The sequence below is a fragment of the Paenarthrobacter sp. NPDC057355 genome (assembly GCF_042667405.1).
Taxonomy (GTDB): Bacteria; Actinomycetota; Actinomycetes; order Actinomycetales; family Micrococcaceae; genus Arthrobacter.
Window position 1 is genome coordinate 139,220 of the sequence record NZ_JBHVAL010000002.1, and the last position, 21,384, is coordinate 160,603.

The window sequence follows — 21,384 nt, forward strand, 5'->3', positions numbered from 1 at the left end:
AACGGGGGCACGGCTAGACCTTCAGGTACTTCCGGAGAGTCAGCAACGACGAGATCCCCGCCAGCCCGGCACCAAGCGCGATCAGGACGGGCGCAATCACCAGGACCTGGGTGGAGGAGATAAATGGTGTGTTCAGGAATTGCTTTGAGAGGTCCCCATTGAGCCAGAAGTGGGCCATAAGCCATAGCGTCACGGAAGCCAGAACCGCTCCAACGACGGCGGCAATGATGCCTTCGAGGATGAACGGCAGTTGGATCACGGTCTTGGAAGCACCCACGAGCCGCATGATCCCGGTTTCCCGCCGTCGGCTGAAGGCAGACAGCCGGATGGTGGTGGTTATCAGGAGCACCGCGCAGAAGATCATCACAGCGGCTACGCCCACAGCAGCCACAGAGGCCCCGTTCATCCAGGAGAAGATGCGCTCCAAGACCTGCCTCTGGTCACTGACTGTCTCTACCCCGGGCTGGGAGGAGAACGTTTCGCTGATGATCTGGTATTTTTCAGGGTTCTTCATGTTGATGCGGAACGAGGCCGGCAACTGGTCCTCGGACACCGAATCAACGATCGGAGAATTGGAGAACTGTTCTTTGAAGTGCTTGTACGCCTCGGACTGGGACTCGAATTGGAAGTCATTGATGTACTGCTTCACCGCCGGTGACTCCAGCATGGTCCGTATGTTGTCCTGCTGCTCCTTCGTCGCTGGGCCCGAAGCGCAACCGACCGCCGTCGAGCCGTCATTGCAGAGGAACACGGCCACCTGGACTTTGTCGTACCAGTAGCCTTTCATCTGGTTGATCTGCATCTGCAGCATTCCCGCTGCACCAACAAAGGTCAGGGACACAAAGGTCACCAGGACCACGGAAATCACCATGGAAAGGTTCCGGCGCAGACCGCTGCCGATTTCCCCGAGGATAAAAAGGAGCCTCACAGCTGTGCCCCCTGGGCGCGGTCGAGTTCCTCGCCACTGGCATCCTTGAGCCTGCGCGACTCGCCAACTACGGGAATCATCGACGTGTACAGGGCTTTCGCTTCGTCGCGAATGACTTTTCCATTCTTCAGTTCCACCACGCGTCGACGCATTTCGTTCACGATGTCGTCGTCGTGGGTGGCCATGACCACCGTGGTGCCGTTTTGGTTGATCTTGTCCAGGACGCCCATGATTCCCATCGAGGTAATGGGGTCCAGGTTTCCGGTCGGCTCGTCTGCGAGGAGAATCCCGGGGCGGTTTACGACGGCGCGGGCGATCGCCACACGCTGTTGCTCACCACCAGAGAGTTCGTGCGGCATACGCCGTTCCTTGCCTTCGAGGCCAACTGTCTTCAAGACCTCGGGAACGGTTTCGCGGATGATGGAGCGGCTCTTGCCTATGACCTGCATGGCGAAAGCAACGTTGGCGAAGACATTCTTCTGCGGCAGCAGGCGGAAATCCTGGAATACCACACCGATGCCGCGGCGCAACTTGGGAACGCGCCAGCTCGAAATGTTGGCAACGTTCTGGCCAGCGACATAGACGGACCCTGCGGAGGCTTTGTCTTCCTTGAGGATCAACCGGAGGAAAGTGGATTTGCCTGAGCCCGAGGCGCCCACAAGGAACGTGAATTCGCCGCGGTTGATCTCAAGGCTGACAGAATCGAGCGCCGGTCGGGCATTCTGCTCGTAGACCTTGGTGACATTCTCAAATCTGATCATGGCCCTTAGTACCCCGCCGGACATGACATGAGTCGCCCAGTCCAACAGCCGGAGCGCGGGCTTTCGATGGGGGAAGTGAGAGCACCGGCCTTTCGACTATACGCACGGGTATGTCAGCATCCTGCTGCTTTCGGGGGCGTGTCGCCGAATAAAGGCGAGCCTGACAAGCTGCTGGCAGTCGTCTGCTTACGAGCTTGCCGCGGCGTTGCGGTTGCCGGTCCGCCAACGGATGCCGGCGTCGATGAAGTCATCGATGTCCCCGTCGAGAACAGCCGAGGTGTTACCCACCTCGTGTTCGGTCCGCAGGTCCTTGACCATCTGGTAGGGGTTCAAGACGTAGGAGCGCATCTGATCGCCCCATGATGCCTTGACGTCTCCTGCAAGCGCCTTTTTCTCGGCGTCCTGCTGTTCCTTCTTAAGCAGCAACAACCGGGACTGCAGCACCCTCATCGCGGCGGCGCGGTTTTGGAGCTGCGACTTTTCGTTCTGCATGGAGACCACGATGCCCGTAGGAATGTGCGTCAACCGCACTGCGGAGTCGGTGGTGTTGACCGACTGCCCGCCCGGACCAGAGGAGCGGAACACATCGACGCGGATCTCGTTGTCAGGAATTTCGATGGAGTCGGTCTGCTCAATCAGTGGGATGACTTCGACTGCCGCAAAGGAGGTCTGCCTGCGGCCTTGGTTGTCGAAAGGACTGATGCGTACCAAGCGGTGGGTACCCGCTTCCACGCTCAGCGTGCCGAAGGCATAAGGGGCCTTGACTTCGAATGTGGCCGATTTCAGGCCTGCTTCTTCGGCGTAGGAGGTGTCCATCACCGTGGTGGGGTAGCCATGACGCTCCGCCCATCGCAGATACATCCGCATGAGCATTTCGGCAAAGTCCGCTGCATCCACGCCGCCTGCTCCCGCCCGGATGGTCACCACGGCCTCGCGTTCGTCGTACTCCCCGGAGAGCAACGTGACAACTTCAAGCTCGGCCAGGGCCTTGCGGATGGATTCCAGCTCCTTGGCAGCTTCTGCCATTGATGCTTCGTCGCCCTCATCCTGGCCCAGTTCCACCAAGACCTCGAGATCGTCAATCCTGGCCTCAAGCTTCTCCAGGCGTTCGACTTCCGACTGCCGGTGGGACAGGCGAGATGTCACCACCTGCGCCGAAGCGGGGTCATCCCAAAGGTCCGGGGCTCCGGCTTGCTCGCTCAGTTCAGCGATTTCAGCTTTGAGGGCATCGACGTCAGTGACGTTTTCGATGGAGCCATAGGTTGCTCGGAGTGCGCGGATTTCTGCGGGAAAATCTATTTCAGCCATGGTTATCCCAGCGTACGCTATCGGTCGGGCTCCCCTGGCGGATCCACATCTGCCTGCCCCATCATTACTGCGTTAGCCGTTATTACTGCGTCAGCCTCGAGCGCGCAGTGGCCTTCGCTTCGATGACGATCCCGTCTGGAACCAGGAAACTGATCACCGGCGGATGTGCCACTGCCTTCAGGACCACTACGGCCGTGCCACCCGGTTCGCCCCCGGTTCCCTCCGTCACTTCCAAGTTCTCATGATGGTCAAAAGCTTCGCTCTTTTGCAGATAGGACCCTGCTGCTGCCAGGACCCGGTCATCGGCCAGCAACACGGCAGGCACGCTCCCGCCTTGCAGCTCGTCCACCAGATACGAGTCCGCAGCCGCGAGCGCAGCGCCGTCCGCCAGCGACAACAGTTTCTTGTGCTCCAAATACATAGCAGAGGCGGCCATCACCACTGTGGCCAGAAGCAGGGCCAAGATGACGTATCCCAGAATGAGCACGGTGATTTGTCCGTCATCTCCGGGCCTGTATGGTTCGCGAAGTTGGTGGCCAGTCCGCTCGGCATTGCAAGACCTGAATACATGGGCAAGTCCAGCATTACGGCGTATTCCTGCCCTGCTCACTGAAAACGTCCCACGATTTGCGTCGCCGAGGCAGTCAGTCTGCTGGCGCTTAGGTGCAGTGTGTCTCCGAAGGGAACCATCGGAAGAGGTACGTCCAGCCCCACCGTCACAGTAACGCTGGCCCCGGACGCCAGGCAGTTTTCCTGATCGCAGGTGATCTGGACGGTTGCCTGTTCAGGTGTGTGTCCGTAGTCAGCCAAGGCAACCACCACGGACTGCTCCGCCGCCAGCTTTGCTCCCGCCGGATCCGACTGAGTCACGAAAACCTTTGCGGCTTGGTCTGCTGCCCCGACCACGCCGAACGATGCCCCTTGAATTTGCCCAATCGTCACTACGAAGTAGATCAGGGGCACCAACAACAGGGTGGCCAAGAACGTAAACTCCACGACGGCACTGCCCCGCTGACCGTCGAGGCTCCGGGAACCCGGGTGGGCATCGCTCGTCGCTTCGGCCACGCACAGTGCCTTGCGCGCCCTGTGCCGGAGGGCTCGCCCGAAGGACCTCGCGGGTTCACCCAGCGAGCGCAGCATGTCCGCGTACCTCCATCGACCCACCAGGTCCCAGCAGCCCAAGAACCGGCATTGGAGCCCGGACGGAAACCTCCAGGGTGCGGATGCCGTCCATGTCCACTTCGCTGGTGGTGATGTCTTGGGCGAAGCCTGGGTTTAACGCCGAAGTGATCAGCTCTGCGGTCCGGGCTTCGGCATCCGAGGACGTGCGGTCGGCCAGTGAACCATACCGCGCTCCCGACGCCGCGGCATCAATGAGTGTATTGCGGACATGAAGAATCAGCATGAGCTGAATGACAGACATGCAAAACACGGTCAACAGTGCTCCTACAAGCACAAAGTCCACCACTGCCGACCCTCGTTCCTCGACGGCCCGGTTCACCGATGCCCGCCTAATGGCTGAGCGGTTCGCAGCTGAGCAGTTCGCGGTGAGCGGTTCCTGGCCCGGTGGTGGAGGACTTCCCGGGACGTCCGCCGGCCCGGAATTACTTGCCCACCTTTGCCATGGCTTGATTGAACATCTCATTCAATGCGGGCGTAGCCAGAGCGAGAAGGCCGGCAACCAGCGCGGCGGACATTAATGTGATCATGACCCAACTGAGGATATTTGGATACTCTTTACCTATGACCAAGCCTGTAGCCGCAATATACGCCCGACTCTCAAGGGACAAGAAGAAGGGCAGCGCCGATGAGGGCCTGTCAATCGCCCAGCAGATCAAGGCGTGCGAAGAGTTCATCCAGCGCCAAGGCTGGACCCAAGGTAAGACCTATCAGGACAACGACGTCAGCGCGAAGAACGTCAAGTTCCGCGACGGCTTTGAGCAGATGCTTGAGGACAAGCCGGAGGTTGTTATTGTCTGGAATCAGGACCGCCTTGAGCGCGGCTTCCATGACGCGCTGGCACGCTTCTTCTTCGCTGGCCTCACCGGCTACGAATCCTCAGGCATGCCTATCAGCGCCGAGACAGCTTCCGGAGAGTTTCAAGCTGGCATCAAGTCGCTTGTCTCCCGCTATGAGGTCAAGCTCAAGGCCGAACGTCAGAAGCTCGCGTACAAGAGGGATGCAGAAGCGAACAAGTGGCACTATGCCCGTCCGGTGTTCGGCAATGACCGCAAGACCGGCAAGCTCATCCCGGATGAGGCTGAGGCTATCCGTAAGTCAGCGAAGGCTCTGGCCGCTGAGGAAACCACATTCTTCAAGGTCTCCAAGGACTGGAACGCCCAAGGCTTTCGGACTCCGGAGAGCAAGGGCGCTGGTGGCCGTCACTGGGAGCCAGGAACAGTGCGAAACTTTTTCACAGCACCCCGGCTTATCGGGAAGCGCGTCTACGACGGCAAGACTTACGACATGACAGCCAACGGCTGGGAGCCTGTACTTGATGAGGACACCTTCAACACCATTCAAGACCTCATCAACGCAGCTAAGACAGGAAGGCGTGGCGTACAGGGAAGCCGGAACATGCCGCACCTCCTGACAGGGATTGCTACCTGTGAGGTTTGCGGCAAGGGCATGAATGTTCAATACCGTGGCGGCGCTGGCTCTACCAAGGCTTATCGGTGCACTACTCCCGGCCATGTCTCCCGCGTGGCGGCACCCCTTGAGAAGTGGGTTGTTGAGAAGTTCCTGTACCTCCTGATGCATGATGGAGCAGAAAAGGTGGTCAGCCCTGATACCCATGGCTCCGCTACCAAGCTCCGACTTGAGCGCGTGGAAGCTACCAAGGCTCATGAGGCGTGGCTTGATGAGGCTGTAGAGGCAAGCCTGTCCCCTACCCTCATCGGCAAGAAGGTAGCAGCGCACACTGCCAAGCTCGCGGAGATTGACGCTCGACTGTTGGAGGTCTTGCGGGAAACGTCCTTTGCTGGCTTGCTGCCTGAGTTGGCTTCCGAAGGCCCAGCGGCCATGTGGAAGCGCTGGGAGTCGGTTCCGATGGACAAGAAGCGTGCCGTGATTCAGTCCCTCTTTGCGGAGATCGTTGTAAAGAAGTGCCCTCAGGGTCGCAAGTTCCGGCCTGAGTACATCAAGCTCAAGGCAACGGATCTCATGCTTCAACTGGTGGACTTGAACGCTGACGCAGAGCCATTACCCGCTGGAATGCTGGAATCGCTGGTTCCGCAGGAAGCCTGATTTGAGAAAAGACCTTCGAACTGATAGACTGAAGAACTCAGGAATTCCTAGGAAGCCCTCACCGTCTGGTGGGGGCTTCCTCCCGTATCAGGGACCGTCTTAGACTAAAGCCGTTTATCAAAAACCATATAGATATACCCCTAGGGGTAATGCATATAAAGCTTGGTTGACATTGTTTGATAAACGGTATGTTGGGAATTCAATTAACACCCATGCCGTTTTATGGTGTATAATTGGATAATAAGCAAACAACGAAAGTAGGACCCATGCAAGGACGCCCAAGAACGGAACTAGAAAAACTACGTCAGTCGCGAACAGCTACGGAACGCAGCCTAGATAGGCTCACCCGCGTGCACGTTGCCGAGATGACAGCAAGGCAGATGAAGATCGCCAGACTGAACGCTGAGATTGAAGAACTAGAGAAAGCTGTACCTCAGATCAGCGTCAACAACTGAGGACATAGAAAAACCCCCGAGCCTGTGACAACAACGGGGGCTTCTCAAACCAATTCACTTGAAAGTAGGAAACCGATGTAAGCGTAACGACAAAGAGACAAAAAATACGGTAACCCAATACATATATTATAGCAGAAAATGCAGGGTATGTGTTAGTTGGGGCCAAGCTAAATAGAAGACAAAACGACATGAAAGGGGTCCGATGACCTCAACTACAACCCGAAGGATTTACTTTGAACACTCAGTACGACATTGCCCAGACCATCGAGAAGTGGCGTCTGGCCGAACTCAACAAGCACACCCTTACCGAAAAGGCTGACTACTACCGCCTTGCAGGGTCACTGCCCCTCACTGATCTGGACGCAGCTAGCAAGCTGGCTGAGATCTTTGAAGATCACCTGACATTTATCCCCTACTCTGCCAACGGTGGAGATTGGTACGTCTGGAACGGCGTAATCCATGCCAAGGATGACCGAAGCCTTGTGGATGACTACCTTGCTACTGGCTTTGCAAATGCCCTGAAAGGCATTGCCGAGTATGCCGGAGATTACCTTGCTGGCTCCACGATGAGCGACGACGACAAGACCGCAGCCCGTAAGGGAATGGCTGAACTCTTCCGCTATGCCAAGAACATCCGTTCTGCCTCCGGCCTCAGCAACCTCAAGAAGCGCATCCGCCTTGAGTTCCAAGAAGCACCTGACTACTTCGATCAAGATCAGCGTTGGGCCGTCATGTCCGATGGGCGCGTGATCGACCTTGAGAACATCGACGCGCAGCCGCTGGACGCCTCCCCCAAACGTCCGGTATCCCGTCACCTTGGAGTCACTCAGTCCGGTTCCTGGCCTTCCCCTGATGTCCTCCCGATGAAGTGGGCGCAGGCTCTCAATGACTGGACTCCGGACACGGAAGTACAGGACTACCTCCGCATTGCAGCCGGGGCCGCGCTGTTGGGTAAGGGAGACGCCAAGAACATCGTGACGCTGGTAGGACTCAGCCACACCGGCAAGTCAACATACATCAACGTCCTCCGTGAAGTGTTCGGAACGTATGCCGGTGAACTTCCGCCAACTGCCATCGTGCAGAAGTACGGGGGCGCTACCAACTTCGAACAGCACAAGGCCCGTGGCAAGCGCTTCCTGTACCTCTCAGAGCCGCAGAAGCAGCGCACAGACGATGCATTCCTCAAAGCCCTTGCTGGCGGTGGTGACACGATCACAACCTCTAAGAAGGGACAGGACGGCGTTGAGTGGCAAGCACAGTGTGTCCTCCACATTGCCGCCAACCACATCCCTGAGTTCGACACGACAGACAATGCGATTGTTGGCCGAATGAACATCGTTGGATTCGATCACGTATTCAGCCCTGACTCCATGGACCGCAACAAGAACCTAGTCCGCGACCTGATCAACGATGAGGGCGCAGGAATCATGTTCTGGATCCTGGACGGCGCACGCGAGTACCTGAGGGTTGGTCACATCCCGGTTCCGGAGTCCATCCGCAAGCGTGGATCTCAGAACGTTGTGGAGTCATCCGCAGCCCTGACATGGCTGACAGAGATGGTGGAGACGGATGAGTACGTCATCGATCCGGATTGCTACATGAAGGACATGATCACTCCGAAGGACGGCTACGCGATCTTCTCCCGCTGGTGCTTCGAGAACGGTGAGAGGCTCCTGACGCAGAAGCGCTGGCTGAAGGACATTGAGGCCTATAACAACATGCCTGCCGACCGTAGGGGGAAGCGCTCCAATGGTCATGCTCGCGTCTGGGGTGTCCGTGAAAGTGCACGCCGCGAAGAAAGAAAACTGCACCTCGGTTCTTCGACTGGTGGCACGGATTTCGCCGACATCGTGAAGCAGCTTGAAACTGCTCCTCCGGTGCAGTGACGTGCTCACCGAGTGCGGACCAAAAATCCCTAGATCTAGAGGCTAAATAGCCTATAAGTGCCTAAGTGCAATTATTATTTATGTAAGTAGTAGTAATTAATACTTACGTAGTAAGTACCCTATATGGCTATAGCGGCTACTGGAAAAAAAATTATTGCACTTAGGTACGGACCAACTTTTCAGTGACTCAAGTCACCACATACCTAAGGAATCATCATGAACGCAATTACACCGGAACCAACACCCATCTACTGGGGAACATCGGAAGCCACGAAGCCCCTCTACGATCAGGAAGCCCTGACCCGAACAGACCTCTACCGACTCCCGACAGAACACGGTGGATTCACCTACCCCAAGGAATGGGACGGGGAACGTGTCTTGATCGTTGGACTTGACCCGATCACCGGACTTCCATGGTTCCTCAACCCTGCCGATGAAAAGGATGCCACCCGATGATTAGCGTCCTCCTACTTATCGGAATCGTTGGCTGGATCATCAAGGACCACAGGGCGGTAATGAAGGAACTCCGAACACTCCGCACCAAGGCCAAGCTTGCTGAGAATGGTTCTCAAATAACTGGTATAATAGTAGTGGGGGACAAATAGGGAAGTCCGTTCGAATTGAATGCCTTTCCGAATACCTTGTGACGCTTGAACCATTAGGCGGACAGGGAGAACGGAATACACGACAATGGACCCCACAACACTCATCACCTCAGCACCTCCGGAGTATGTGCCCCTGCTAATCCTTGTAGCTCTAGGGATCAAGGCTTGGCAATGGTGGATACTCAGGAATGCTGATAACAATGACACCCCCGCTACCGGGTAATAGGTAAGCGTGACAGCCGGGAATAGACCGGCCTTTGTCATTTAACGAACACGTTAGGAATAGCCGTGGAAGAACAACCATCAATGCCCTGTCCTGTATGTGGCAATCATTGGGTAACGGACGTAGCCGACCCATGCACGGACCCGGTACGCGGTAACACCGCAGAGTAAGCGCATCACTTCAGACTGTCGCTGAGTAACTAACGACAGAAGGGCAAGCGGCCCAACCGGATGCTGACCGGCGAAACAGGTTCACGACGTAATGACGAAAGCCAAGAAAGGGCTGACTCGTCATGCCGTCTAACCGTAAGTACACCAGCACCCGCAGTGGTGCAGCACGCAAGATAGTAGCTGCCTCACTCCCCGCACCCTGCTTCCGATGTGGCCGTGTGGTCACAGCAGATATGAAGTGGGAAGCAGACCATCCCATCTCCCGCGTACAGGCTGAGGCACTGGGTATCCCACAGTCAGAGCAGGATGCATCGGTCGTTGCTGCTCACGCTTCGTGCAACCACAAGCACGGCGCATCATTGGGCAACAAGCTCAGGACAAAGCGTGCAGAATTTCGCAGAGTCACGCCGATCAAACGCGAAATAAATTTTTCCAGCGACGGCCTTGAGAGTCTCGGGGGAGCCCCTCAAGTTTTCTCTCCGGAGGCCTCAGAATGACCGCTGAGACCTTTAGAGCCATCCCCCGTCACATCTCCCCCACTCCTGAGAACACGCCCATTACAGCGGCTCTCAGAGGCTCCAAAGAGACCGGCCTTGAGCTACTGCCGCAGGGAATTATGGTCGCTCGCGTCCTTGAAGCAAAGGACGAAGACGGCGAGTTCCTTTACCCCGAAGTTGTCATCCAGATTCCCCGCCGTGCCACTAAGACAACCACCATCACCAATGTCCTCCTAGGTCGCTGCTTCAGCATTCCTGGCTACAAGGTCGTCCAGACCGGACAGGACGGCGCACGCGCTAGGCAGGCCTTCAACAACATGGCCTCCGCACTGGAATACGCCTACCCCGATGAGGCCACACGCCCATTCCGCTACTACCGCGCAAACGGCACAGAGCGTCTGGTGTGGGACAACGGCTCTGTGTGGTGGGTTGTACCGCCTCAGGCGCGTGCTTTCCGTGGTGCATCGGCCAACGTGATTTGGGCAGACGAAGCCGGAGAGTATGACGCCGCCATCACCGCCCAGCTCATCGAGGGCGCTCTCCCCTTGCTGGACACCGTGAAGAATTCGCAGGTCATCATCTCCGGAACCTCCCCGGCAACCCGTGAGGGTCTGCTGTGGGACTACCTAGTGACAGGCCGCAAGGGCACAGAAGGCATCGGAATCGTGGACTTCTCCATGAGGCCTGACGATGACCCCACAGATGAGGATGTTTGGTACCGCGTGCATCCTGGCCTTGCCGCTGGACTCACCAGTATCAAGACAATCCGCAAGCGCTTCGAGACCATGAAGCTCATCTCTTTCCAGCGTGAGTATCTATGTGCAGATCCTCAGGCCGCGAACATTGCCGCCATTGATCCGGAGGACTGGCTAGCTACACAGGTAGACAAGATGCCGGAGATCCCAAGAGGAAACTTCACACTCTCCTATGACGTGCATCCGGATGGACAGTCAGCCGCTATAGCGCTCGCCTACTACACAGAGGCCGGCCTGCCACACATCCAGATTGTTGACTACCGCGCTGGCTTCTCATGGGTGCCCGGTGAGCTAGCCAAGTGGATGAAGGAACACCGAGGGCTTGAGGTTGTCTTCGACTCCATCGGACATAACAACGCTGTGTTCCAGACTGTCCAGAGAATGCGCGGAGTACCTTCACAAGGCCTGAGGCCCATCACCATGAAGGATTCCTCAGGCGGCGTATCCCTGCTAACCGGAGCAATTGCAGACCGCGCCATTGTGCACGCGGAGGACAGGGATCTAGACGCAGCCGTGGAGGGTGCAAACTTCCGTTTCGTAAATGACTCCCGACTATTCGGAAGGCGTACGAGTTTGGAAGATGTATCCCCGTTGGTGGCTTGCGCTAATGCGCTCTACGTTGCCGCAGGAAATACCTACAAGGCTCCACGCAAACGACGTGAGGCAATTCTCTTGTAGACATATGCGTCAACTCATGGTAGTGAATTCATGGTATAATAGATATAACGCAATCGGCTTCTGCGTTATTACGTGAGTCCGCTGAGGCAGATGGTTCCTTAGAATCTTCCCATCTGCCTCAGTGTTCGTAATTAAGTGCCAATGAAAAATCAAAACAAAACCTGTAGTACGTCATGTCTTGATTTTTCATTGGAGCCAGTTTGGGAATTTTTACAAAGAGCACGAAGCTCAACGACTTCGCCACTCAGAGCGCTTACTCTGGTGAGCCACTAATCCAGTCCATTTGGTCGCCGAACACTCTTCAAAAAGTCCTCTTCCCTAACGTTGATTCCAACGCCTACCCCGTCACCGTTGACGAGGCCATCAGTATTCCTGCCGTAAACGCAGCCCTTGGAATCTATTGCGGTGTTTGCTCCCGCTTCCCACTCACGGCTACCAACAATGCCGCTTGGCTCACCACCACCACACAGGCGTCTGTCACTCCGCAGCTCCGCATTGCCAAGCTTGTTGAAGATCTCATCTTCTTCAACGCCGCCGTCCTCTACGTCACACGCGACGAAGCCGGATACGTCAACGACGCTGTCCGCGTACCGCCTCACCGCTGGAGCACTGACGACAAGGGCAATGTCCTTATTGATCAGAAGCCACTGGATCAGAACTCCATCGTCTTTATCGCAGGCCTCAAGACTGCTGGCTTCCTAACAGCCGCACGCGGAACCGTACGCCACGCCGCAGCTCTGGAACGCACAGCACTCAACCGCTCAGTCAACCCTTCACCCATCACGGTTATTGCCGAGACAGAGAAGAGTGTTGCCTCTGAGGAAGAGATTGACGAAATGCTTGCCGACTACGGCAATGCACGCCGACAGGAGAACGGTGGCCTTGTCTTCCAGCCATTCGGCCTAGAGGTCAAGGACTATGGCGGATCTGATTCCGCTTCTCAAATGCTGACATCCGCACGCATGCAGGCACGTACAGACCTGGCTAACCACCTCAACATTTCATCCAGCTACCTAGATGGATTGACCGGCAATTCAGATGTGTATTCAAACAGCCTTCAAACCAAGTCGGAGCTTCTCCACTTGAGTTTGATGCTCTTCACAGAACCAATTGCTAACCGCCTATCTCAAGACGACGTAACCCCTCCCGGCGTCAAAGTGACCTTCGACTATTCAGAGTTTGAAGTCAGTACGGATGCCAAGGGAAACATCGGAACCGCAGTAGAAAGCACTCCAAATGACTAACACTATTCATGCATACGGAGAGCTACTTAAAGCCTCCGAGTCTGACAGAACACTCCGCTACAAACTTCTCCCATTCGGTGAGAAATCCGGAGTCACCAATCAGGGAAGCTTTACCGCCCGCAAAGGCGCGGTCAAGATCCCGTCAGATATCTCTCACCTCATCGTCAACACAGACCACAAGCAGGAAAACCCTATTGGGCGCTTCGTATCTGTAGAGGAAGCCGACGACGCACTATACGCAACTATCCACATCTCAGAGTTTGAGCGCGGAGACGAAGCCCTACACGCCGCCCTGACCGGCGAGATGTCCGGGATCTCTATTGAGGTTCGCCGTCCCGTCATCCGATCAGGCGTCCTTGTCTCCGGCGAGATGACCGGAGCCGCACTGACCCCAACACCCTCCATGGCATCGGCCCTACTGATGGCCGCCGAAATCGGAGAGCTACCCGATACCGAAGATTCCGAAGCTCAGGAGATCCCTGACGCCGAGGCAACAACCGCAGAAGCCGAAGAGGCGGAAGCAACAACTATCACTCCCGAAAAGGAAGACAACATGTCTGAAAACACCGCTGCTCCCGCAGCAGAATTTCTTGCCGCTTCAGCTAGCGGTGCTACTTCTAAGTCCGCTCTTGAAGAGTTCTCCGAGATGCTTGCGGAAGGTGCCTCCTTCGGTGCCCCGGCTGCTCTCCACGCTGCTCTGACCGATATCACCAAGGCGAACAGCTACGACAAGACCGCAGTTCCCGCCTACGTCGGCGAGCTGTACCAGACAGGCCGCAACTACTCTGCCAAGTACTCTGTACTTCTCGGTCAGAAGCCGCTCGTAGCTACAACCATCAAGGGCTGGAAGTTCAATGTCCTTCCCCAGGTCGCTTACGACTACGCAGGATTCCCGGCTGAAATCGGAACCAACTCCCCTACCGTCACTGAGGTAACAGCTACCGCTGCTCAGCTTGCCGGTGGTCACACCCTTGACCGCCTAACACTCACCCTCAACGACGGTGGATACGTTGCCGCTTACCTCCGTGAGTGCACAGACGACTTCGAGCGCAAGCTTGATACGAAGGCTCTTGACTTCATTGACACCACAGCAACCGCTGTGACCGGTGTTGGTGGAACCGCTTACGACAAGCTTCTCAAGGGCGCTCAGCTCATTGCTGAGACCGGTACTCCTGAGTGGGCAATCGTTGGCGCGGATCTGTGGCTTGAACTCATGAAGACCACGGACACCAACAAGCTTGCTCTTATCGGCGCATCCATCGGACTTTCCGAAGGTGCATTTGCAAACTTCCGCCTTGTACCGGCCCCGCTTTCCCGCACCTCGCTCAACGGCAAGATCATCATCGGTACTTCCAAGGCCGCTGAGATGTACACCCTTCCCGGTGGCCCTGTCCGCGTGAACGCTGCTGACGTATCTCGCAACGGTGAGGTCAACGGCGTATGGGGTGCGTACGCATTCCTTGAACACGACAAGCGCGAACTCATCAAGGTCTCCTAATTTTTTTAACTCGGTTAATGCGAATGACACTCACTCTCAGAAAGGACGGGATCAATGTACTGGAACGAAAGCGACTACGACTACGTAACTGCTATCTGGCAGGACGCGCCGGATGTCACTGACACCGAATACAGCGCGTACATGGAAGCATCCAACGCTCTCTGTGTGGCATATGCTCCCGCCCTTTCTGAGGGTGCGGAGATCCCCACCAACTACCGCATGGCTGAGGTCTATTGGGCCATGCATCTTTGGGCCGGAACCCGAGCGGATGCCAACGGCTCCATGGGCGCTCCTGACTACTCCATCCCGGTAGCTCGCTATGACCTCAAAGCCCAGGATCTCTTGAGGCCTAAGTCATCAGCACTTCGGAGGCTCCGATGAATCCACGCAAGGAAGTAGCGGAGCAAATCAAAGCTGACAATTCGGCATTCACGGTTCTGGATTACCCGGCGACCCTGCCGCTCAACATCAACAACGGCAAGGTTCGCGTTTCCGTCTATCGCACCAGCTTTGAAGTCAATGACAACAACTCGCAGATTACCCACAATCTCAAAGTTGAAATCCTCATCTCCCGAGCTTCAAGCGCTCAGGCAGAAGACGAGCTAGATGCCGTCGTGGACAAAGTAATGCTCTCACTGGAACGCATGCCGGATGTCTATTGGCAGGAAGCCAAACGGTACACGGAATCGGAGAAATTCGACGCCTATGAAATCAGCCTAATTGCAATCCGCAAGCAGGTTTATAAATCACAAACGCTTAGCTCTTAGAAAGGCTAGACAATGGCTTCTGTAGTCAACAACATTCTTACGCTCAAGAACACCATCGTAAAGATCACCAACACCCGCACAGGCACACCAACCTTCACTGAGTTCTCGGACGCAACAAACTCAGCAGTCCTCAACATGGCCTACGACATCATCGAGCACAAGCCGGTATCCGGCGTGAACCAAACTCAGGTTGGGACCATCACGTGGAGTGCAACGCTTGAAATCTCCCAGGATCTCAAGACCGGTTCCTTCTGGCTCTACTGCCTCAACAACCACGGTGCAGCCGGAAAGATCGAGTTCTACCCCAAGGGCGGAACCCTTCCTAAGGTAACCGGAGACATCATCATTGGTGCACCTTCACAGGTCGGTGGATCTGCTGGCTCAGCACTCTACGCAACCGTGACTTTCAGCTTCGACGGCGCTGCAACGGTAACCCCTGAGGCCTAATGGCAAAGTTCTACGTCGATGGGAAGGGTTTCAACAAAGCAGAGCGCATCTTTCGTCAGCTTCCAAATGAGCTAAAGAAAGATTTGCGTCGTGTGCAGCGATCCGAAACCCTTCCCATTTGGCGAGAAGAAATCAATGCACGTAAGTCGATTAGCCCTATTGCCGAGCGCGTATACAAGTCCGGTATATCGGTGAAGACCGGAGCAAATCTGGTTCTTGTGGCTAGAGGCTCAAGCCGCAAAATCGGTTCCCGCCGAATACCGCAGTACGTACTTCAAGGTGCAGCGGAATTCGGTTCTAAGCCGACCAACTACACCAAGTACAACCGCGTCTCCCCAAAGGGTAAGCGCCACACGGTTACACGCCGCACACGTGCTGGCCTGTCTCAGAACAGGCGTACAGGCTACGTCGCTGTACCCGCAGCAAAGGCCGCAGTGAGCCGCATTCAATCACTAAACATTCAGACAACAATGCGCAGGATTCACCTAGCAGCAGAAGGAAAGTAGCCATGGCCGGAGGAAAGCCAATTGAGACAGTCATTGACCTAGATGTTGATGGCGTCGTTTCAGGCGCCGAAAAGGTTGCTGACTCTTTCGACGATATACAAGACTCCCTCAAGGACACCGGCAAGGCCGGTGAGAAGTCCCTAGAGCAGCTAGAAGACTCAGCCAAGGACGCGGCCAAAGTCATCGACCGTGACCTAACCAAGGCTCTGGACGAAGTTGAGGACAAAGCCAAGGCCTCCGGCAAGCGCATGGGAGACGGTGTAAAGGCCGGAACGGACAAGGCCGGTGAAGGCCTCAGCAACTTCAAGGAAGAGACCGCAAGCACAGCCCGTGAGGCCGGTGCTTCGTTCGGTTCCATTGAAGACGGCGCGGACGCTATGCAAGAGATCCTGGCTAACGCTCTAGGCGGCTTTGGTCCGCTAGGTGCTGCCGCTGGTATCGGCCTTGCTGTTGGTCTAGGTGCCGCCTTTACAGCCATGCAGGAAGGCGCTGAAAAGGCTACGGCCATGAAGGAAGCCGCTGTTGAGCTTGCCGGGAAGATCGAGGAAGCCGGTGGCCGCATTGAGAATGTGGACATCGGAAGCATCATCTCCGACTGGGGCCGTGAGGTTAAGGAAGACAACTGGCTAACCTTTTGGGCCGATGAGTCCAGCACCAACTTTCAGGACGTAGCCAAGAAGGCTGAGAAGACCGGTGTAACCGCCAAGGATGCCATCCGTGGCATGAAGGGCACTGCTGAGGATTCCCAAGGCTTCCTAGATGCCACAAAGGATGAGTGGGAACGCCTCTCCGGCGTCATCAAAGAAGGAACCATCACCACAGACCGTGGCGGATTGTCCTTCACTGAAGCGGCCAAAGACGCCATGGAGAAAAAGAAGGCTCTGGAAGAGCTTCGTAAGGGTGCCGAAGACAACATTGCAACCACCAAAGATGCAATCCAAATCTACGACATTGAAAAAGACGCAATTGAGGGAACCACACAGTCCCTTACTGACAACATTGCAGCCCTTGAGGAACGCGCCGATTCCGTCCGTAGCTCCATCTCTTCCGAGATTGCTTACTTGGATTCAGTTGATGACGTGACAGCCAAGTTTGAGGAAAACGGCCAAACTCTGGACCGCGCCACCAAGGCAGGCCGCGAGAACGAATCCGCCGTACTGGATCAGGCCGCAGCTATCGCCCAGCTTGCACAGGACTCTCTCAACGCCGGAACTGACACGGAGCTTGTGACAAGCAAGTTCCAAGCACAGAAAGACGCGCTGATCAATCAGGTTATGCCTGCCTTTGGCGGATCTCGTGAGGCCGCACGCCTATACATCGAGCAAATCCTGAAAACCCCTCCGACGGCGACAACCAAAGTCCAGTTGGAAGGCGTACAGGCGGCTAAGACCGAGCTTGACGAGCTAGGCCGCGCACGCACGGTTCCGCTCCACATCAACCCTGACGGCACCGCCGTAGAGAACTGGTACATGAGCCAGCAGGGCCGAAAGATCTTCGTTGACTTCGCACCTAGAGGAGGTGGGCAAGCGGCAACCCTGCCGTAGCTCATGACTACATTTACAGCTACTCCGGACACTGCCACAGGCTCTGTCCTACTTGAGATCACACAGACCGCAGCCGTTACCCGCGTCGTACGCACTGACGCCAACGGAATTGCTGATGTGCGCTTTGCTGACGGTCAGCTCCCCTCTGCCTCCACCGGAACAACCATCGTGTCTGACTATGAGGCCGCTCACGGCTTCGTCTCCTACTTGGTGTACACCTCCGCTGGCACCGTCAGCGGAAGCACAACCCTTGTTTTGGCGAACCCCTGGCTCACTGTCCCGATCATGCCGCAGTACTCCGAGACCGTGCAGACCGTTACCCAGTACAGCTCAAACCGAGCCACAAACAACACGGTTCACCGTCCCATCGGACGCGCTGACTCTCTCGTTGTCATGGGAAAACTGGGAGACCGTACCGGAAGTCTTGAAATCTTCTGCAACGACTACTCCACAACCCGCAAGCTTGAGCGCGTATTTGAACGTGGGGAAATCGTCATGCTCCGTCAGCGCGTGGAGGGTCTGGATCAGTACTTTACGGTCACGGACATTCCCGTAGCGCCCTATGCCGTGAATGGGGAAAAGGGCACTCAGTGGGCAATGACCATCAACTACGTGGAAGTCCGCAGACCTCTCGGAGATCTGGCCGGAAACCTCGGATGGACCTTCGACGCGCTGGCCGCTGCCTACCCGTCCTTTGATGCCGTCGCCGCAGCCTATGTGGACTTCGACGCGTTGACGCTGGGAGAAGCAATTGCCTAACCCATACGCGCCATATAGGGAAGACGCTGAGACCCAACACCGCTACAGCCTCCGTCACGTCTGGAAGGTCATGGCTCACCCCAAGACCGGAGACCCATTTGAGCTTGACATTGATGACCTGTCAGTTGGCTTCGACGCAACATGGTCTCCCTACGTACAGGCTCAGCTCACAGCCAAACTCATCAGCGATCAAGCACAACTAGACAGGCTTGATCCGCGCTATGGATGCCGCCTGAAGGTCTACGCCGGTTACATCTACGACGGCATGCAGGATGACTTGCAACTCCTAGCGGACCTTCACCTTCGCAGCCGCATTGTGAGCCGTCCGGAGAACGTCATCAAGCTTGTTGCCGAGTCTGACGACAGGCTCACACACGACTACCGCCGTTTGAGCTGGCATGCCCAAGCTCCGACAACGGGACTCAATGCCTTCGTGAAGCATCACGCGGACATTGCAGCGCTTCCCGGCACCGCAACTGTCCTGTCAGACTTCCCGACTGTCTACGGCGCTTCAGCGCTCTCCGGCCTTGTCCAGGAGCCGGGACAGACGAGTGCAGACATGCTCAATGAAGCTTCCCAGCGTCTAGGCGTGAGGATCTTCTGTGATGAGTACCGCGTCTGGCACGTACAGAAGCCGGATGCACTCAAGTCGGTTACGTCCCTCAAGCTCTTCACCGGAGCTGAATCAACCCTGCTATCCGCCGAGACCGCACTAAATCGCGGTGAAAGCAATGAGGACGGGTTCAAGAATGCCGCGTGCATCAAATACGCGTGGACCGATGGAGCCGGAAACGAACAGGTGATCTACGGGAACGCCAACGTTGTTACCGGTGCTGAGTCCGTCTACGCCGTTGGCTACATGACCGCTTACGAAGAGCGCGACTTCCCGACTACGCAGACTAACGCGGACTCCGCAGCTTCGACGCTGGTAGCTGGCCGCATGTCTCGTGGTCAGACGGTCTCCGTCTCCGCTGTGTCGGCCTACTGGCTACGTCCGGGAATGACCGTCACCGTCCAACTCCCGATTGGCACTCAGCAGCGCTACATCGTCTCCGGCGTCAACTTCTCATCACTATCCGGCCTCATGAGCCTGTCACTTCGTCAACCAATGTCCGCTGTTATCAGCACTACCGCATAAGGAAATCCCATGCCATCAACACTCAATTTCGGCATCACTTACCCGGCTGGATCAGTCGCGCCCAACGTCCCGCTCGTGCTTCAGAACACCGCTGAGAGCGTCGATGCCGCACTGACCGCTATTCAGGCGTCTACAACTTCGAATGTGGCCCTTGGTGGCCTGTACAACCAATACACCTCAACCGGCGCGTACGGCGTTCCCAAGTTCACTAAGGCCTTCAACAAGACCATCTCCACCACGGGCATGATTGGCACGACCGGAACAACCATCACAATGAACGCTGGAACGCAATACCTTGTGGCAACCCTTCCCGTTGGTAGCCGTCCCGCTTTTGATCAGATCATCCGTCCCGTCACGTCGAACACCATGGGACCGGGAACACTCTACGTCCGTGCGAATGGTGACGTGCAGTTCGAAACAACAACCACGTTCACCAACCTTGCCAAGGGATCTTTCTTCATCTCGCTGGACAACATCCAATGGCAGGCGGTTTAACGCTCTATCTGACCATCGGCCCTGGCCTATCTCATGCACCGGGTGTGCTTCGTACGGGCGAAGCATCCACTAGGCGCGCGGTATCGCCAACGCGACACGCCGTCAGAGGGACGACGCGCAAAAAAATTTTCAACAGCAAAGTACTCCACAGGGTGTGGACAGACTATCGAAAAACCTTGAAAAATCAAGGGTTTGACGCTGTGTGACCTGTGGAGTACTTCGCTTGCCCTGTGGATTGAAGGGCAGTGTCTTACACGAGTGTCATTTCCGAGTCGAAATTGTCCGGAGTGGCCAGTAGGCTTGTACTACAGGCAAAGACGCTCAGGAGACGCACGGTCACCTGAGAACTAGGCAAGACCTCTTGTAAGGGTTTACTTATCTTGGCGGATATGTTTACACGTTACAGGTGTTCGAAGCGTTGCAACAAACCGTTGCGGCGTGTCGAAACCATTTTGAGATCTCGCTGGCTGTCTGTAGATGGGTTACAGAAATGACTGCTAACAAAAAGCAGACAAGCAGTAAGGCCGCAACAGCCGCAAGCAAGGTTCTGCGGGACGGACGCACAAGCGCCGCCTCAAAGACCGCAGCAGCTAGCGCACTCTCCCAGAAGGGCAGGGGCAAGAAGTGAGGGGCCGTAGGGAGCGGGAGACTCCCAGCGACGGTGAAGAACGCTTCTTTTGGGGCGGGAACGGTAATACGCAGCCCTATACGGAGACTTACAGCTCCGAGAAGGGTAAGTGGCTTCGTGACCTCTAGCTAGATCCAGGGAAGGCCTCATCCGAAAGGGTGGGGTCTTCTCTCGTTAAGGGAGCCGGGACAGTTATGTAAGTTGTTGGCATGGACGCGGACACTCTCAAGATCCTCATTGGCGCTATTGCTGTCATCACATCTGGCTTGGGTGGTCAGTGGTTGGCGGGGCGAAACAGCAGGCTTTCCGCTCAGGCGGCTCACGAGCGAGATAAGGAGAAGTGGGCTAACGAACTCAGATACAAGACGTACCTGAACCTAGTTGAGCAGGTTGAAGTCTCGTTCGTTCTCCTGTCAAAGGCCGGAAGAGGCGACATTGAGGCCATAGGGGAAGCCATTGTCAGCATCAATAGTTGGAAGGCTCCTGATTTACGGCTTGTCGGCAGTAAGGAAGTTCGAAACTTGGCGAACGAGCTAAGTACAGAACTCAGGACGTGGCACCGCGCCTTGCATAAGGGTGAAGTCTCGACAGAAGAAGCAGAAGCTCTCCGCGACAAGAATCTTGTTAAGTTTCAAGGTCTTGTGGACCGCATTCGACTTGAAATCGCCCCTGAGTAGGGCTGCTCGCAACATGGGTATCCAAATATCCTTGGTCACCCGGGCACGTCTCCACGTTCCCGCCCGGCAGGCCCAGGGACTGCCCGAACGACAACGCTCATGAACAGGCCCCGGGCCTCGAGGGTCCGGACCGATGCAGTGGACGCAATGGACGACATTCTTGACATGA

The 21,384-nt window shown here is 56.2% G+C and carries 21 protein-coding genes; 15 read left to right on the forward strand and 6 right to left on the reverse strand.

Annotated features, from left to right (window positions below):
* Positions 1-13 precede the first annotated feature (13 nt).
* From ftsX to ACFUOZ_RS04620, 6 genes are all read right to left on the reverse strand, one after another.
* A complete protein-coding gene (gene ftsX / locus ACFUOZ_RS04595) occupies positions 14-928 on the reverse strand; it encodes a permease-like cell division protein FtsX (protein ID WP_377545211.1) in 915 nt (304 codons plus the stop codon).
* Positions 925-1,689: a cell division ATP-binding protein FtsE gene (ftsE, locus tag ACFUOZ_RS04600; protein WP_144659817.1), complete on the reverse strand. Its 765-nt coding sequence runs from the start codon at positions 1,687-1,689 to the stop codon at positions 925-927. The genes ftsX and ftsE overlap by 4 nt, the downstream gene beginning before the upstream one ends.
* A gap of 186 nt (positions 1,690-1,875) precedes the next feature.
* Positions 1,876-2,997 carry a peptide chain release factor 2 gene (gene prfB, locus ACFUOZ_RS04605; protein WP_377545213.1) on the reverse strand — a complete coding sequence of 374 codons (1,122 nt, stop codon included), beginning with the start codon at positions 2,995-2,997 and terminating at the stop codon, positions 1,876-1,878.
* 82 nt (positions 2,998-3,079) lie between these two features.
* Entirely contained in the window at positions 3,080-3,490 is a 411-nt protein-coding gene (locus tag ACFUOZ_RS04610; protein WP_377545547.1) for a pilus assembly protein TadG-related protein, read from the reverse strand.
* A 113-nt stretch (positions 3,491-3,603) separates the two neighbouring features.
* Positions 3,604-4,137: a hypothetical protein gene (locus ACFUOZ_RS04615; protein WP_377545218.1), complete on the reverse strand. Its 534-nt coding sequence runs from the start codon at positions 4,135-4,137 to the stop codon at positions 3,604-3,606.
* A complete protein-coding gene (locus ACFUOZ_RS04620; RefSeq protein ID WP_377545549.1) occupies positions 4,118-4,513 on the reverse strand; it encodes a TadE/TadG family type IV pilus assembly protein in 396 nt (131 codons plus the stop codon). The genes ACFUOZ_RS04615 and ACFUOZ_RS04620 overlap by 20 nt, the downstream gene beginning before the upstream one ends.
* A 227-nt stretch (positions 4,514-4,740) precedes the next feature.
* Here ACFUOZ_RS04620 and ACFUOZ_RS04625 point away from each other — a divergent pair, with 227 nt between their 5' ends.
* From ACFUOZ_RS04625 to ACFUOZ_RS04695, 15 genes are all read left to right on the forward strand, one after another.
* The gene (locus tag ACFUOZ_RS04625; RefSeq protein WP_377545220.1) at positions 4,741-6,243 is read left to right on the forward strand and encodes a recombinase family protein; all 1,503 of its coding nucleotides are present in this window, start codon (positions 4,741-4,743) and stop codon (positions 6,241-6,243) included.
* 688 nt (positions 6,244-6,931) lie between these two features.
* Entirely contained in the window at positions 6,932-8,584 is a 1,653-nt protein-coding gene (locus ACFUOZ_RS04630) for a phage/plasmid primase, P4 family (protein ID WP_377545222.1), read from the forward strand.
* Between the two features lie 216 nt (positions 8,585-8,800).
* Positions 8,801-9,040 carry a hypothetical protein gene (locus ACFUOZ_RS04635; RefSeq protein WP_377545224.1) on the forward strand — a complete coding sequence of 80 codons (240 nt, stop codon included), beginning with the start codon at positions 8,801-8,803 and terminating at the stop codon, positions 9,038-9,040.
* A 1,158-nt stretch (positions 9,041-10,198) separates the two neighbouring features.
* Positions 10,199-11,512, forward strand: a complete 1,314-nt coding sequence (locus ACFUOZ_RS04640) for a hypothetical protein (protein WP_377545226.1) — start codon at positions 10,199-10,201, stop codon at positions 11,510-11,512.
* Positions 11,513-11,712: 200 nt separating this feature from the next.
* Positions 11,713-12,756: a phage portal protein gene (locus tag ACFUOZ_RS04645; RefSeq protein WP_377545228.1), complete on the forward strand. Its 1,044-nt coding sequence runs from the start codon at positions 11,713-11,715 to the stop codon at positions 12,754-12,756.
* Positions 12,749-14,254, forward strand: a complete 1,506-nt coding sequence (locus tag ACFUOZ_RS04650) for a hypothetical protein (RefSeq protein WP_377545230.1) — start codon at positions 12,749-12,751, stop codon at positions 14,252-14,254. The genes ACFUOZ_RS04645 and ACFUOZ_RS04650 overlap by 8 nt, the downstream gene beginning before the upstream one ends.
* Positions 14,255-14,308: 54 nt before the next feature.
* A complete protein-coding gene (locus tag ACFUOZ_RS04655) occupies positions 14,309-14,635 on the forward strand; it encodes a hypothetical protein (RefSeq protein WP_377545232.1) in 327 nt (108 codons plus the stop codon).
* Positions 14,632-15,021, forward strand: a complete 390-nt coding sequence (locus tag ACFUOZ_RS04660) for a hypothetical protein (protein WP_377545234.1) — start codon at positions 14,632-14,634, stop codon at positions 15,019-15,021. The genes ACFUOZ_RS04655 and ACFUOZ_RS04660 overlap by 4 nt, the downstream gene beginning before the upstream one ends.
* Positions 15,022-15,033: 12 nt before the next feature.
* A complete protein-coding gene (locus ACFUOZ_RS04665; protein WP_377545236.1) occupies positions 15,034-15,468 on the forward strand; it encodes a hypothetical protein in 435 nt (144 codons plus the stop codon).
* Complete coding sequence (locus ACFUOZ_RS04670) at positions 15,468-15,974, forward strand: hypothetical protein (protein ID WP_377545238.1); 507 nt, start codon at positions 15,468-15,470, stop codon at positions 15,972-15,974. The genes ACFUOZ_RS04665 and ACFUOZ_RS04670 overlap by 1 nt, the downstream gene beginning before the upstream one ends.
* Before the next feature lie 2 nt (positions 15,975-15,976).
* Positions 15,977-17,518, forward strand: a complete 1,542-nt coding sequence (locus tag ACFUOZ_RS04675; RefSeq protein WP_377545240.1) for a hypothetical protein — start codon at positions 15,977-15,979, stop codon at positions 17,516-17,518.
* Positions 17,519-17,521: 3 nt separating this feature from the next.
* Positions 17,522-18,277, forward strand: a complete 756-nt coding sequence (locus ACFUOZ_RS04680) for a hypothetical protein (RefSeq protein WP_377545242.1) — start codon at positions 17,522-17,524, stop codon at positions 18,275-18,277.
* 70 nt (positions 18,278-18,347) lie between these two features.
* Positions 18,348-19,415: a hypothetical protein gene (locus ACFUOZ_RS04685; protein ID WP_377545244.1), complete on the forward strand. Its 1,068-nt coding sequence runs from the start codon at positions 18,348-18,350 to the stop codon at positions 19,413-19,415.
* 9 nt (positions 19,416-19,424) lie between these two features.
* Positions 19,425-19,910 carry a hypothetical protein gene (locus ACFUOZ_RS04690; RefSeq protein ID WP_377545246.1) on the forward strand — a complete coding sequence of 162 codons (486 nt, stop codon included), beginning with the start codon at positions 19,425-19,427 and terminating at the stop codon, positions 19,908-19,910.
* Positions 19,911-20,747: 837 nt separating this feature from the next.
* Positions 20,748-21,215 (forward strand): hypothetical protein, encoded by a 468-nt coding sequence (locus ACFUOZ_RS04695; RefSeq protein WP_377545248.1) that lies wholly within the window; start codon positions 20,748-20,750, stop codon positions 21,213-21,215.
* Positions 21,216-21,384: the final 169 nt, after the last annotated feature.

What these genes read in the sequence shown, in the direction of transcription:
- ftsE (WP_144659817.1), bottom strand. Translation starts at nt 1,689, where the DNA reads ATGATCAGATTTGAGAATGTCACCAAGGTCTACGAGCAGAATGCCCGA.
- ACFUOZ_RS04625 (WP_377545220.1), top strand. Translation starts at nt 4,741, where the DNA reads ATGACCAAGCCTGTAGCCGCAATATACGCCCGACTCTCAAGGGACAAG.
- ACFUOZ_RS04670 (WP_377545238.1), top strand. Translation starts at nt 15,468, where the DNA reads ATGGCAAAGTTCTACGTCGATGGGAAGGGTTTCAACAAAGCAGAGCGC.
- ACFUOZ_RS04635 (WP_377545224.1), top strand. Translation starts at nt 8,801, where the DNA reads ATGAACGCAATTACACCGGAACCAACACCCATCTACTGGGGAACATCG.
- ACFUOZ_RS04650 (WP_377545230.1), top strand. Translation starts at nt 12,749, where the DNA reads ATGACTAACACTATTCATGCATACGGAGAGCTACTTAAAGCCTCCGAG.
- ACFUOZ_RS04690 (WP_377545246.1), top strand. Translation starts at nt 19,425, where the DNA reads ATGCCATCAACACTCAATTTCGGCATCACTTACCCGGCTGGATCAGTC.
- ACFUOZ_RS04680 (WP_377545242.1), top strand. Translation starts at nt 17,522, where the DNA reads ATGACTACATTTACAGCTACTCCGGACACTGCCACAGGCTCTGTCCTA.
- ACFUOZ_RS04615 (WP_377545218.1), bottom strand. Translation starts at nt 4,137, where the DNA reads ATGCTGCGCTCGCTGGGTGAACCCGCGAGGTCCTTCGGGCGAGCCCTC.
- ACFUOZ_RS04695 (WP_377545248.1), top strand. Translation starts at nt 20,748, where the DNA reads ATGGACGCGGACACTCTCAAGATCCTCATTGGCGCTATTGCTGTCATC.
- ACFUOZ_RS04660 (WP_377545234.1), top strand. Translation starts at nt 14,632, where the DNA reads ATGAATCCACGCAAGGAAGTAGCGGAGCAAATCAAAGCTGACAATTCG.
- ACFUOZ_RS04665 (WP_377545236.1), top strand. Translation starts at nt 15,034, where the DNA reads ATGGCTTCTGTAGTCAACAACATTCTTACGCTCAAGAACACCATCGTA.
- ACFUOZ_RS04675 (WP_377545240.1), top strand. Translation starts at nt 15,977, where the DNA reads ATGGCCGGAGGAAAGCCAATTGAGACAGTCATTGACCTAGATGTTGAT.
- ACFUOZ_RS04655 (WP_377545232.1), top strand. Translation starts at nt 14,309, where the DNA reads ATGTACTGGAACGAAAGCGACTACGACTACGTAACTGCTATCTGGCAG.
- ACFUOZ_RS04685 (WP_377545244.1), top strand. Translation starts at nt 18,348, where the DNA reads ATGGCTCACCCCAAGACCGGAGACCCATTTGAGCTTGACATTGATGAC.
- prfB (WP_377545213.1), bottom strand. Translation starts at nt 2,997, where the DNA reads ATGGCTGAAATAGATTTTCCCGCAGAAATCCGCGCACTCCGAGCAACC.
- ACFUOZ_RS04640 (WP_377545226.1), top strand. Translation starts at nt 10,199, where the DNA reads ATGGTCGCTCGCGTCCTTGAAGCAAAGGACGAAGACGGCGAGTTCCTT.